The sequence below is a fragment of the Corynebacterium sp. 32222D000AT genome, assembly GCF_053546955.1.
Genome location: NZ_JBPPVW010000004.1, coordinates 148,246 through 161,434, shown reverse-complemented (window position 1 = coordinate 161,434; position 13,189 = coordinate 148,246). Strand labels below are relative to the sequence as shown.

Sequence of the window (13,189 nt, the reverse complement as noted above, 5' to 3'; positions counted from 1 at the left end):
ACACCATTGGGGCAAGCCCCCGGCGCGTTGCCGCCGGTGGGGCTAGTTATTCTCGGCGGCCAATTCCCCGCCGACATAGGTGCGCCACGTGGCCGGCATGCCCGGGCGGTACGCCAGATTAATGGCGTTTTCCGCGGTCAGGACGTGCAAGTCCGCGGCCGCGCCGACCACCAGCTGGCCCTTGGCCGGGCGACCGGCGGCGTCCTTGCCTCCCGAGACCGCCTGCCGGCGCAGCGCCTTCGCCCCGCCCAGGGTGGCCGCGGCGATGGCCTCGTCCAGGCTTAGGTGCTGCTGGAGCACCGCCGTGGTCACGCAGAAATTCATCGAGGAGGTGTAGCTGGTGCCCGGGTTCAGGTTGGAGGCAATCGCGACGGTCACGCCAGCGTCGATGAGCTTGCGGCCCGGCGCGAGCGGCTGCCGGGTGGACAGATCGCAGGCCGGCAGCATGGTCGCGACGGTCTCCGAATCCGCCAGGCGCGCAATATCGTCGTCGCTTAGGTAGTTGACGTGGTCGACGGAGGCGGCGCCGAGCTCGACGGCCAGCGCCACGCCCGGGCCCTCCCCCAGCTGGTTGCCGTGCACGCGCAGGCCCAGCCCGGCGTCGCGGCCGGCCTCCAGGACCCGGCGGGACTGTTCCTCGTTGAAGGCGCCGCGCTCGCAGAAGACGTCGATCCAGCCGGCATAGGGCGCAACCTTATCTAGCATCGGCCCGACGACCTGCTCGACGTAGGCCTCGGCCTCCTGCCCCGGCGGCACCAGGTGCGCGCCGAGGAAGGTCACTTCGTCGACGTACTGGCTAGCCACCCGGGCGGCCTCGACCTCAGAATCCACGTCCAGGCCGTAGCCGGTCTTGGTCTCGAACGTCGTGGTGCCGCCCGCGTGCCCGGCGGCCACGCGCTCGCGGACCAACTGGCTCAGCCGCTCCGCGCCGGCCGAGCGGGTGGCCTCCATGGTCACCGCGATTCCGCCGGCCGCGTAGTCGCCGCCGGCCATCCGGGCCTCGAATTCCTCGGCGCGGTTGCCGTCGAAGACCATGTGGGTGTGGGAGTCCACCCAGCCGGGCAGCACGGCCCGCCCGCCCAGGTCGACGGTCTCGGCGTCTGCGTATTCTCCGGGCAACTCGGCCGCGGGGCCGACCCAGGCGATGGTGCCGGCGTCGTCAGACACCAGCGCGGCGTCGGTAATGGTGCCAGCTTCGGCTACCGTGCGGAGCTCGGAAATATTGCGGAATACCTTGGTCATGCGTCATACCTTTCTGGAACGGGCGTGGTCGGCAAAGGGAACGGGGCTTTATACCTAGTCGCGGGCCTTGAACTCCATCGGGATGCGCACCCCGCGCTCCTCGGCGACTTCCTGGGCCCGAGTGTAGCCCGCGTCCACGTGGCGGATAACGCCCATGCCCGGGTCGTTGGTGAGCACCGAGCGCAGCTTGGCGGCGGCCAGCTCGGTGCCGTCGGCGACGCTGACCTGGCCGGCGTGGATGGAGCGGCCCATCCCGACGCCGCCGCCGTGGTGGATGGAAACCCAGGTCGCGCCGGAGGACACGGCGGTCATGGCGTTGAGCAGCGGCCAGTCGGCCACGGCATCGGTGCCGTCCAGCATGGCCTCGGTCTCGCGGTACGGCGAGGCGACGGAACCGGAGTCCAGGTGGTCGCGGCCGATAACGATCGGCGCGGAGATCTTGCCCTCGGCGACGAGCTCGTTAAACCGCAGGCCGGCCTTGTGGCGCTCGTTGTAGCCCAGCCAGCAAATGCGCGCCGGCAGGCCCTCGAACTCGACGTATTCCTCGGCAGCATCCAGCCAGTTGTGCAGGTGCTCGTTGTCCGGGAAGAGCTCCTTAAGCGCCTGGTCGGTGACCTTGATGTCTTCCGGGTCGCCGGACAGCGCGGCCCAACGGAACGGGCCCAGGCCCTCGCAGAACAGCGGGCGGATATAGGCCGGGACGAAGCCCGGGAACTCGAAGGCGCGGGTGTAGCCGGCGTGGCGGGCCTCGTCGCGGATGGAGTTGCCGTAGTCGAAGACCTCGGCGCCGGCGTCCTGGAATTCGACCATGGCCTGGACCTGGCGGGCCATGGACTCGCGGGACTTCTTGGTGAAGGTGGTCGGGTCGGCCTGGGCCTCGGTGTGCCAGTCCGCCACGGTGCTCTCGGTGGGCAGGTAGCTGAGCGGATCGTGGGCGGAGGTCTGGTCGGTGACCACGTCCACCGTCAGCTCGCCGGCCTGCTGGCGGCGGAGGATCTCGGGGAAGACCTCCGCGGCGTTGCCAACCAGGCCCACGGACAGGGCGCGCTTTTCTTCCTTGGCGGCCAGGGTCAGCTTGAGGGCCTCGTCCAGGTCGGTGACTACCTCGTCGAGGTAGCGCTTGGACTGGCGGCGCTTGAGGCGGGTCTCGTCCACATCCACGATGAGGCACACGCCGCCGTTCAAGGTCACGGCCAGCGGCTGGGCGCCGCCCATGCCGCCGCAGCCGCCGGTCAGGGTCAGCGTGCCGGCGAGCGTGCCGTCGAAGCGCTTGTGGGCCACGGCCGCGAAGGTCTCGTAGGTGCCCTGCAGGATGCCCTGGGTGGCGATGTAGATCCAGGACCCGGCGGTCATCTGGCCGTACATCATCAGGCCCTCGGCCTCCAGCTCGCGGAAGTGCTCCCAGTTGGCCCAGTCGCCGACCAGGTTGGAGTTAGCAATCAGCACGCGCGGGGCCCACTCGTTGGTCTTAAACACGCCGACCGGCTTGCCGGACTGCACCAGCAGGGTCTCGTCCGCCTCGAGGTCGCGCAGCGTGTCGACGATGGCGTCGAAGGCTTCCCAGCTGCGGGCGGCCTTGCCGGTGCCGCCGTAGACGACCAGGCCCTCGGGGCGCTCAGCGACCTCCGGGTCCAGGTTGTTCATCAACATACGCAGCGGGGCCTCGGTGGCCCAGGACTTGGCGCTGATTTCGGTCCCGCGCGGGGCGCGGACTTCACGAGCTTCCGACATTTAGTATTCCTTCCTCATCATTCCGGCGGCAGGTCAGCACGCGCTTGCCGATGCCGCCTCTCCTTCCCGGGGCGTTGGGGACCGGTTTCCCGGGGCTGTCTCCCCGATTACCCCTGAAGTGGGTGGGCGGCACCGCGCGCATGCACGGAGGTGGAGCAACCACATGTGGGATTGTGCGCCACCGCGTGCCGTGCAACAAAAGTAACCCGCGTCATACTAAAAAGTCCCGTACCTGGGGACCTAGCTGTCTCAGATACGGGATTGCGCTGGTGTACGCCGGTTTATTGCAGCTGGCCGATCGCGGATTCGGCCGCCCGCAGGAAGGTGCCGTCCTGCACCATCTGCACCGCAGCGGCGACTTCCGGGGCCAGGTAGCGGTCCGGCCCCACCCCCGGGACCCGTTCGCGGAGCGCTGCCACGACCGCGGCCACGCCGGCGCCGGGGGTGGTTCCCCGCAGGTCGATGCCGCGGGCCGCAGTCAGGATCTCAATCGCCACCACGCGCTGCGCGCCGTCGATGCCGCGCCGCAGCTTGCGCGCCGCCGACCAGCCCATGGAGACGTGGTCTTCCTGCATGGCCGACGACGGGATGGAATCCGCCGATGCCGGGGCCGCCAGGCACTTCAGCTCGCTGACGATGCCGGCCTGCGTGTACTGCGCGATCATGTGGCCGGAATCCACGCCCGGATCGTCCGCGACGAAGGCGGGCAGGCCGCGGTTGCGCGCCACGTCCAAAAAGCGGTCCGTGCGCCGCTCCGAGATGGAGGCGAGATCCGCAACCACGATCGCCAGAAAGTCGAGTACATAAGCCACGGGCGCGCCGTGGAAATTGCCGTTGGAGACCACCCGGCCGTCCAGGGCCACGACCGGGTTGTCCACCGCCGCGGCCAGCTCGTTGACGGCCACCTGGCGGGCGTGCTCCAGCGTGTCCCGGAAGCCGCCGGCCACCTGCGGGGCGCAGCGCACCGAGTAGGCGTCCTGGACGTGCGACTGCGCGAACTCGGCGTGGGCCTGGGACAGGTTCTCCGATCCGGCGGCCAGCGCGCGGATATTCGCCGCGGCGGCGGCCTGGCCGGGGTGCGGGCGCAGCTGCTGCAGGTCCTCCGCGAAGACGTCCAGGCTGCCCTGCAGGCCCTCCAGCGTCAGCGCGGTCGCGATATCCGCCTGCCGGGCCAGCGCCTCGAGGTCCGCGATGGCCAGGCACAGCTGTCCCAGCATCCCGTCGGTGCCGTTGATCAGCGCCAGGCCCTCCTTCTCCCGCAGCTGCAGCGGCGTTATCCCGGCGCGCTCCAGGGCCGCGGTCGCCGGCTGCCGCTTGCCCTCCACGCGGACCTCGCCCTCGCCCAGCAGCGCCAGGGCGCAGTGCGCCAGCGGGGCCAGGTCGCCGGAGCAGCCCAGCGAGCCGTACTCGTAGACCACCGGCACGATCCCGGCGTTCAGCGCCGCCGCGTAAGTGTCCACCACCACCGGCCGCACGCCGGTGCGCCCCGTGCACAGCGTGGACAGGCGCAGCAACATCAGCGCACGGATGACCTCTTCTTCCACCTCCGGTCCCGATCCGGCCGCGTGGGAGCGCACCAGGGACAGCTGCAGCTGGGCGCGCTTTTCGGCGGGGATATGCCGGCGGGCCAGCGCGCCGAAGCCGGTGGAAATCCCGTAGACCGGCGTCTCCGCGGCGGCCAGGTCTTCGACCCGCTGCCGGGTGGCCGCCACCTCTTCCCGCGCGTCCGGAGCCACCGTCACGCGTGCGCCGTAGCGGGCCACCGCCACGACCTCGGCGATACTCAGCCCGCCGATCCCTACTTCCACTCCCCTAATATCCCTGCTATTTCCGCCCGCGAAAGCGGTCTTGTCAGCCTTAAATTCAGCCATGGTCAGTTGTCTCCTTCTCGTAGCCTGGCCCGTCCCCCAGCCTTGTGCGCCGCGGAACGCTACTTCCAGACACTAACCTCAATTTGTGTCATTTACCACATATTTGGCTGAAAATGTTGTGCCTCTCTCTGGCCGGTTGCCCCGTGGGCGGCGGCCTTTGCCCTCCCTACCGGGAGCCGTACATCCGCGTCGCTATCTGCCGGGCAGAGGACTGCAGGTGGTCGAGGACGGCCGCGCGGGTGGCATCGCCCAGCCGGCCCACCCCGAAGGTCACCGCCAGGCTGGCGGCCGGGCGGGCCAAGTGATCCAACACCGGCACGGCCAACGATGCCTGACCGCGCGAGATCTCCTCCGTCTCCTCCTCCCAGCCGCGCTCGCGCACCTGGGCCAAGCGCTCGCGAAACTGCCGCAGGCTACCCTCCTGCCCCGCGGTGGCGAAGGTGGCACGCGCCTCGGCCTCCGGCAGGTAGGCCAGCATGACCCGGCCGGAGGCCGAGCGCAGCGCCTGCAAGCGCACACCCACCTCCGTGACCAGGGAGACCGCTCCGGGGCTGCGGACCTCGTGCAGGTAAACCACCTCCGAGCCCGCCAGCCGGGATAGGTGCCCGGACCCGCCCGCCAGGTTCGCCGCCTGCTCGACATAGCGGTGGCTCATCCGCACCAAGGGCTGCTGCGTCGTATACGCCGAGGCCATCGCGTAGGCCGCCAGCCCCAGCCCGTAGGTCTGGTTCTCCGGCAGGTGCACCACGAAGCCCGACTCCACCAGCTCGTTGAGCAGGTGGTAGGTGCTCGACCGCGGCAGGTCCAGTTCGCTGCGGATACGCGCGGCCGAAATCGGCACGTCGATGGTAGACAGCAGCGACAGAATCCGCAGGGCATTGTGGGCGGCGGGCACCTGAATCTTTCTCACGCGACAATTGTAGGAAATTCCCCCGCAAACTCGCGGTACAAAGCGCCTACAGTGGAAGACTATGAACACCATCAGCGACCAACCGCTCTTTGCCCCCGCCCCCGAATGGACCGGCCGCGACGACGGCCCCGGCCCCGAACACGCCCGCTGGCACAGCGTCGTCCGGCCCCTGCCGGATGACGGCGCCGCTTCTGCTACCGATGCCGCCGTGCTCATCGGTTACGCCTCCGACGAGGGCGTGCTGCGCAACGGCGGCCGCCAGGGAGCCGCCGCCGGCCCGGCCGCGCTGCGCTCCGCCCTGGGCGGCCTGGCCGTCCACGACTCCTTCCCCCGCTTCGACGCCGGCACCGTAACCACCCAGGGCGACGACCTGGAAGGCTCCCAGGCCGAGCTTTCCCGCTGGGTCGGCGACATCGTCGGCAACGGCAACCTCGCCGTGGTGCTGGGCGGCGGGCACGAAACGGCGTTTGCCACCCACTGCGGCGCCTTCCGCGGCAATGGCGAGCAGCCGCTGAAGATCGTCAACCTCGACGCCCACTTCGACCTGCGCACCGCCGACCGGGCCACCTCCGGCACACCGTTCAAGCAGATCGCCGAGTTCGTCCAGAACGCCTGCCCCGACCAGCCGGCCGCCTTCGACTACTCCGTCTTCGGCATCTCCGAGGCCAACAACACCGCGGTGCTGTTCAACACCGCCGACGAGCTCGGCGTGGAAACCGTCCTCGACGAGGACCTGGTGGATCTCAGTCCCTCCCAGGCCGCCGGCCTGGTGGCCAAGTCTGTGCAGAACCAGCCGGCCATCCACCTGTCCATCGACCTCGACGTCCTGCCGGCCGCCGCCGCGCCGGGCGTGTCCGCCCCGGCATCGTTGGGCGTGGACTTCGCCACAATCCGCGCGATGGCACTCGCCGTGGCGGCCACCGGCAAGCTGCGTCTGGTCGACGTCGTGGAGCTCAACCCCGACTTCGACGTCGACGGCCGGACCGCCAAGCTGGCCGCCCGGCTCATCGCCGATATCGTGGCCACCCACGCGTCCACCCACGCTTAAAGCCCCCCCTTAGTTTTAAGTCCCAGGCTTTAAGCCCCCAGGCTTTAAGTCCCGAGCCCTAAGACCTCGAAGAGCACGTAGGCGATCGGGGTGGCCAGCACGATGGTCAGGGCCACCCGCTCGAACCAGATGGCCAGCATGTGCCAAAGCTTGATCGGAATCTTGGTCGCCAGGATGCAGGGCACCAGCGCCGAGAAGAAGATAATCGCCGAGACCGAGACCACCCCGATCACGAACTTCAGCACCAGGCTGGACGAGTCCGCCACCGCGGTGGCCGGCAGGAACATCTCCGCCACGCCCATCGCCGAGGCCTTGCCGGCCAGCACCGGCTCCGGCAGCCGCACGATCCAAGCGAACGGGTAGAACAGGTAGCCAATCCACTCGAAAACCGGGGTGAACCGGGCCAGCAGCAGGCCGATAAGCCCCACGGACATGATGGAGGGCACGATGGCCCCCGACAGCTTCAGCCCGTCCAGGAAATTCTCGCCGATGCCCTTGCGCAGCGACGGCGCCGTCGCCAGCGCCTGCAGGGCCTCGCGCCAGGCTTCGCGGAAGCGGTTGCCCTGCACGGTGCGCTCCGGGTCCGGCTCGGCGGAGTGGTAATACTCGTCCGGGATGGTGCGCAGCGGCGGAATGCGCACGGTCACCGCGGTGACCAGGAACGTCACCACCAGGGTGACGGTGAAATAGATGCCCCAGATATTCATGATGTCCAGCGACTTGGCGACGATGACCATGAAGGCGGCCGAGACCGTCGAAAAGCCCGTGGCCACGATGGAGGCCTCGCGCGCGGTGTAGCTGCCGCTCTGGTAGACGCGGTCGGTAATGAGGATGCCCAGGGAATAAGAGCCGACGAAGGACGCGACGGCATCGATAGCCGAGCGCCCCGGGGTCTTCCACAGCGGGCGCATGATGGGCTGCATGAGCACCCCGACGAATTCCAGCAGGCCGTAGCCGATGAGCAGGGCCAAAAACGCCCCGCCGATAGGAACGATCAGCCCGACCTGAACCGCGATCTTATTCCACAGGAACGGGACCAGATCCTCCTCGCCCAAAACCCACGGCAGCTTGTCGATGACCATCAGGAAGCTGACCACCAGCCCCACGACGTTGAGCACGGTGAAGACCGCCTGGAGCGGGCCCTGCTCCCAGTTCTTGTTGGCAATGGAGCGCCACGTGCCGTAGGCGGCCAGCGCCAGGATGATCCACGGCACGACCCCGGGCAGGTACTGCTGGATGATGGTCACCAGGTGGTCCAGCGGGATGGACTGCTTTCCGTCGTAGGTGACGGGGAAGAAAAAGACGAAGGCGCCGATGGCGCTGTAGACGAACAGGCGCCACTTGCCGTCCACCCGCGGCAAGGGGGCGGCTTCGACCCGCTCGTCGGCGGGCGGTTGGGATTGAGTAGTCACTGCTTACTCCTGGTCGATCGGGGTTTCGGCGGGGCCCGAAAAGCCACGAGAAGCGCGCACGCCAAAAGGGGGCATACGGCCCTCCCGGGTTTTGGGCAACCGGGGTGAGGTCTGTGATGCCCGCGCGACAGCCAGACGCGAGTAGCACTAAATGTAACCTAGAACACTTTCAATGTCCAGTAGGTTCCCAATTACTAGACTGGGCGGCGTCCCCGTCCCCTATCCGCACCACGCACACCCGCACCTTTCGGTAGAAAACCTTTCGGCAGAAAACAGAAAACACGGAGAAAAACATGACCACCATGAAGGCAATCCGCCACATCGGCCTGCACACTTTCCCCGAGCTCAAAGACATCGAATGCCCCACCCCGGCACCCACGGAGGTCCTGCTGAAGGTCGCCGGCTCCGGCGCCTGCCACTCCGATGTCGCCATCTTCGACGAATTCGGCGAGTCCTCCCCCGCCGTCTACCACCGCGAATTCACCCTGGGCCACGAGGTTACCGGCTGGGTCGAAGAAGTCGGCTCCGCCGTGGAGGGCTTCGAGAAGGGCGACGCCTACCTGGTCTACGGCCCGCTGGGGTGTGGGCGCTGCTCCATGTGCGTGCGCGGCGATATGCTCCAGTGCCGCAACCGCGCCGCCAACACCCCCGCCGGCATTGGCCTAGGCCGCGACGGCGGCATGGCCGAGTACGTCACCGTCCCGGCCCGCAACCTGGTCCCGCTGGGCGATGCCGACCCCATCGCCGCCTCCGCCCTCGCCGATGCCGGCCTGACCCCATACCACGCCATCAAGAAGGCCCTGCCGACGCTCAACCAGGGCGGCCAGTACGTCCTCGTCATCGGCCTGGGCGGGCTGGGCCTGCTGGGCATCCAGATCCTCAAGGCCATGACGAGCGCGACGATTATCGCCACCGACACGAAGGAATCCGCCCTCCAGGAGGCCGAGCGCCTGGGCGCGGTTACCGTAGCCTCCGATGACGACGTCGTCGACAATATCCTGGCCGCCACGGGCGGCAAGGGGATCGACGCCGCTTTCGACTTCGTCGGCCTGGGCCAGACGGTATCGACCGCGATGGCCACCGTCGGGCCGGACAGCCGCGTGACGGTGGTCGGCCTGGGCAACGGCTCGCCCTACGAGTTCGCCTGGCTGACCTCGCCGCGCGAGACGGAGCTAATCTCCACCTACTGGGGCACGCTGCCCGAGCTCCACGAGCTGGTCGAGCTCTTCCGTGACGGCTACCTCGAGCCGATGTACACCACCTACCCGCTCAGCGAGGGCCTGGAGGCCTACCGCAAGCTGCAGGCCGGCGAGGTATCCGGCCGCGCCGTCATCGTCCCGCACGGCAACGCCTAGGCTAACGATGCCTCCTCGGCCGCCGCGGTCCCCCAATCAGGCAGGGGATAACCCGCAGCTTGGCCTGGGTGGACGGTAGCGGCTCGCGGGAAAAGCTCCACGCGACAACGCCCACGAGCGCGACCGCCCCACTGACCGCGAACGCGGTCTGGAAACCGTAGATATCCGCCAGCGCGCCCACCACGACCGGCCCGAAGATAGAGCCAAGGTCCATGGCCATCTGGAAGCTGGAGAGCACCTGCCCGCCGGAGCGCTCGGATCCGATGATGTCAGCCAGGGTGGCCTGCTGGGCGGGGTTGATGAAGCCGGCCGCGGCGCCGGTGAGCACCGAGAAGCCAATCAGCAGCGGCAGCGAGTCCGCGTGCCCCAGCAGCCAGGTAAAAACGGCCGATCCGCACAGGCCGGCCAGGATCATCGGGCGCCGGCCAAAGGTGTCGGCCCAGCGTCCGGAGAACTGCAGGACCACGGCGTTACCGGCCGCAAATGCCGCCAGCGCGTAACCCGCGGCGGCGGAGCTGTTGGCAAAGACCGCGGCAGCAAAGAGCGGGATGACCGAAACGCGCACGCCCATATTCACCCAGCCGTGGGCGAAGCTGGAGGTCAGCGCGGCCCGAAAGGCGGTGTCCTGCCAGGCCTGTGCAAGGTGCATCGGCGGCAGGCTGGACTTTGTATTGCCCGTCCCCGCCGAGCGCGGCATCAGCCACCAGACCACGCCGGCGGCCAGCGCCACGCCGAGGCCATAAATGAAAAACGGCCAGCGGAAGCCCAAAAACGCCAGCCCGGCGCCTAAAAGCGGCCCGGCGATATTGCCCAGCAGGAAGGCGGTCCCGTACAGCGCCGAGCACCGGCCGCGGATCTGCGCCGGCGACAGGCTCACGATGAGCCCCATGGCCGAGACCGTAAACATGGTCGAGCCAATCCCCGCCAAAAAGCGCAGCGCGATGATATGCCAGTACGCCTGCGCCAGCGAGACCAAGCCCGTCATCACCGCCACGGTCAGAAGGCCGGTCAGGTAGATGCGCCGGGATCCTATCCGGTTGACCAGGTAACCCGAGGCCGGGGCAAAAAGCAGCCGGGAGGCGGAAAAAATCGACACGACCAGGCCCGCCGCAGCCATCGAGACGTCGAAGCTCACCACGAACTGCGGCAACAGTGGCGCGATGAGCCCGTAGCCCAGCGCGATAATGAAGACAGCAGCCACGAGCACCCAGATCTGCCGCGGAATGGCTGGAGTGGCTGGGCTGGGCTGCGAGGAATCTGGCGCGGTATCTGACATGGTAAATCCCTAGCTTAGCCGGTGCCCCCAAATCCGCCAGCCAGATTCGCACATGCGTTCTAATTCGCGCGAGGCTATGTCCCCACGGGCCGCTAGCTTTTAAGGCATGAAGAACACGAACTACCGCCCCCAGCCCACCGCCGCCTCGACCATCTCCCCCAGCCGCTTGGCCTCCGAAATCCAGTTCACCGCCTGGGAGGACGCCCGGGCGGTAACCAGCATCATGCGCCACCCGCGTTCCCTGGCTCGTCCGCTGGCGAACTGGCGTCCACCGTCGGTCTCCCTGCCACCGGTGGCCGGCAGCCCCGGGCTCAACGTGGCGATCACGCGCCACCGCGTCGGCCCGCGCGCCAAAGCCCGTGCTAAGGGCTACGGCGCCGAGCGCGAGCCCGCCTACGTGGTCTCCTTGCGCTTTACCCACGCCGGCGGCGACTTCGTCGACAGCACTACCGCGGAGGCCTGGGTCCGCGCCGTCATCGACAAAGAGCTTATCGATGCCGTCCACGAGCTCAGCTCCGGCACCGCCCACACCTTCATCTGGCTCGTCGACCGCGACTTCCAGCCGGTGCATTCCCCCATCTCGCTCTTCGCCGGCTTCGACCAGGCCGCCTAGGCGCGGTGAGGTTTAGCGCCCGGTCTGGAGGGTGTGCCGCTGATAGGCCCGCATCTGTTCGCGGGCCCGCTCGGCCTCGTCCGGCGCGCGCAGCAACCCGCCCAGGCGCTCCACGTTGCCGCCGTAGCTCAAGCGCAGCTGCAGCGCGGCAGGCAGCGTACGCAAGAGCACCCCGGCCAGTAGCAGACAGAAAATCTTGTCAATCGTATCCGAGGTCAGCACCTGCATAACCGTGGAAAACCCCTGGTGCCGGGACAGCAGGAAATAGAAATCGGTTAGGTGCCGCAGCCCCGCGGCGTTGGTCTCGGGCTGCGGCCACAGCCGGGGCGGACAGGAAGCCAGCGCGGTGGTAAGTCCAATCAGCCAGCCGGCGGCCAGGATGCGCAGGACCGAGCTGCACCACTGACGCTTGGCGGCCCAGCCGAACAGCACCCCGGCCAGGGCCCCGACGGACGCGAAAGCCAGATCTCCCGGCGCCCCCAGCGCCATGACCGCGCCGCTAGCGGCCCCAGTGGCCATCCCCAGCAGCGGTCCGCCCACGATGGCGGCTATACCGGTACCGATACTGTCGAAATAAAACGGCAGTTCCCAGGCCCGGAAAAGCCAGCCAATCAGCACGTTGACCGCCACCGCGCAGGGAAACAACTTGAAGACTGTCCCCGGCAGCTCGTCAACCCGGGCCAACAGCAGCAGGGCCGCGGCGACAACCACCCCGAGCCACATCAACAGCGCCGGGGTGCTGGCGAAAATCCCCTCCGCCAGCAAGCTGGAAGGGTATTTAATGCCCGCGGCCCACACGGCGATTAACAACGCGGTGGCGAGGCCAACGAAAACCTTCCGCCACTTCACCCGCGATCCTTGAACGGGGAGGTGCATTAGTCTTCGCCGGTGGTGTCCTCGTAGTCGGCGAAATCGGCATCGTCGACGTCTTCGCCGAAGATGTCGTAGACATCCGGCTCATCAAATTCGCCCGCGTCGAAGGAGACCAGCTGGGCCTCCCAGTCAAGCGCCTGCTCGGAGACCAAGCCCAGCACGTCGAAGAGGCGGTCAAAGTCGGTGTAGGTGCCCAACTCTAGGGTCTCGGCCGGCACCTCGATGATCGGCGCGCCTTCGGCCAGCTCGCCGCTTTCAAACAGCGCGATCCGGTCTTCCTCCACGATGCCGTCGGCCTCGCCCTGGTCCCAGGCTTCCGAGATGGCCTCGTCCTCGGCGGCGTCGAGCTCGTCCTCGTCGAAGTCGAAGGCCAGGAAACGCACGATCGCCTGCGGGATGCCGTCTACGGTCTCCACGAGCACGCGCAGCTCGGAGTCCTCGCCTACCTCGGCGACCACCAGGTTCGGGTTAAAGGAGTCCTGCTCGAATTCCAGGTCGGAAATCCGCTCGTCGGTACCTTCGATGAGATCCCGCAGCACCGTGACCACCTGGTCGGTGGCGATGTGGCGGGCGACCGCCTCGGTCGCGTCCTCTACCGAAAACGCCACCGAGACCAGCACTGCCTCGAAGTTTTCGTCATCCTCGTCGACGTCCGCGGCAGCAATGTAGACGTTGGCAGCGGGCAGCAGCGGGTCGATCTCCACGAACTGGATCTCCAGCTCCGCGGTGATCGGGACGAACAAGACGTCGTCGTTGACCCGGGATTCAATTCCTTCGGCGTCCAAGGCAATTGCGATATCTTCGAAAAAGCTCATGTTCAGCAATCCGTCCTTGTGTTTAGGCAGTGGTGCACCGGCC

11 protein-coding genes are annotated in these 13,189 nt (G+C 67.9%); 3 read left to right on the top strand and 8 right to left on the bottom strand.

Features of this window, described 5'->3' with window-relative positions:
* Positions 1-42: 42 nt before the first annotated feature.
* The 4 genes from hutI to ACEE23_RS03850 all read right to left on the bottom strand — a co-directional run bounded on the left by hutI (position 43) and on the right by ACEE23_RS03850 (position 5,754).
* A complete protein-coding gene (hutI, locus tag ACEE23_RS03865; protein ID WP_368521050.1) occupies positions 43-1,242 on the bottom strand; it encodes an imidazolonepropionase in 1,200 nt (399 codons plus the stop codon).
* Positions 1,243-1,296: 54 nt separating this feature from the next.
* Positions 1,297-2,973 carry a urocanate hydratase gene (locus ACEE23_RS03860; RefSeq protein WP_448871508.1) on the bottom strand — a complete coding sequence of 559 codons (1,677 nt, stop codon included), beginning with the start codon at positions 2,971-2,973 and terminating at the stop codon, positions 1,297-1,299.
* Between the two features lie 281 nt (positions 2,974-3,254).
* Complete coding sequence (gene hutH, locus ACEE23_RS03855) at positions 3,255-4,844, bottom strand: histidine ammonia-lyase (protein WP_448871510.1); 1,590 nt, start codon at positions 4,842-4,844, stop codon at positions 3,255-3,257.
* A 166-nt stretch (positions 4,845-5,010) separates the two neighbouring features.
* A complete protein-coding gene (locus tag ACEE23_RS03850) occupies positions 5,011-5,754 on the bottom strand; it encodes an IclR family transcriptional regulator (protein ID WP_448871512.1) in 744 nt (247 codons plus the stop codon).
* A gap of 61 nt (positions 5,755-5,815) precedes the next feature.
* On the opposite strand from ACEE23_RS03850, the gene hutG reads away from it, so the two are divergent.
* Entirely contained in the window at positions 5,816-6,802 is a 987-nt protein-coding gene (gene hutG / locus ACEE23_RS03845) for a formimidoylglutamase (protein WP_448871514.1), read from the top strand.
* Between the two features lie 44 nt (positions 6,803-6,846).
* Here hutG and ACEE23_RS03840 read toward each other — a convergent pair whose 3' ends face one another.
* Positions 6,847-8,163 (bottom strand): YjiH family protein, encoded by a 1,317-nt coding sequence (locus ACEE23_RS03840; RefSeq protein ID WP_448871535.1) that lies wholly within the window; start codon positions 8,161-8,163, stop codon positions 6,847-6,849.
* Between the two features lie 344 nt (positions 8,164-8,507).
* On the opposite strand from ACEE23_RS03840, the gene ACEE23_RS03835 reads away from it, so the two are divergent.
* Positions 8,508-9,569, top strand: coding sequence for an alcohol dehydrogenase catalytic domain-containing protein (locus ACEE23_RS03835; protein WP_448871516.1), 1,062 nt, complete (start codon positions 8,508-8,510; stop codon positions 9,567-9,569).
* Position 9,570: 1 nt separating this feature from the next.
* On the opposite strand, the gene ACEE23_RS03830 is transcribed toward ACEE23_RS03835, so the two are convergent.
* Positions 9,571-10,845, bottom strand: coding sequence for an MFS transporter (locus ACEE23_RS03830; RefSeq protein WP_368534105.1), 1,275 nt, complete (start codon positions 10,843-10,845; stop codon positions 9,571-9,573).
* 106 nt (positions 10,846-10,951) lie between these two features.
* Here ACEE23_RS03830 and ACEE23_RS03825 point away from each other — a divergent pair, with 106 nt between their 5' ends.
* Positions 10,952-11,458 (top strand): hypothetical protein, encoded by a 507-nt coding sequence (locus tag ACEE23_RS03825; protein ID WP_368519624.1) that lies wholly within the window; start codon positions 10,952-10,954, stop codon positions 11,456-11,458.
* 12 nt (positions 11,459-11,470) lie between these two features.
* On the opposite strand, the gene ACEE23_RS03820 is transcribed toward ACEE23_RS03825, so the two are convergent.
* Entirely contained in the window at positions 11,471-12,307 is an 837-nt protein-coding gene (locus ACEE23_RS03820; RefSeq protein ID WP_368519623.1) for a hypothetical protein, read from the bottom strand.
* Between the two features lie 26 nt (positions 12,308-12,333).
* Positions 12,334-13,146 carry a DNA primase gene (locus ACEE23_RS03815; protein ID WP_368519622.1) on the bottom strand — a complete coding sequence of 271 codons (813 nt, stop codon included), beginning with the start codon at positions 13,144-13,146 and terminating at the stop codon, positions 12,334-12,336.
* Positions 13,147-13,189: the final 43 nt, after the last annotated feature.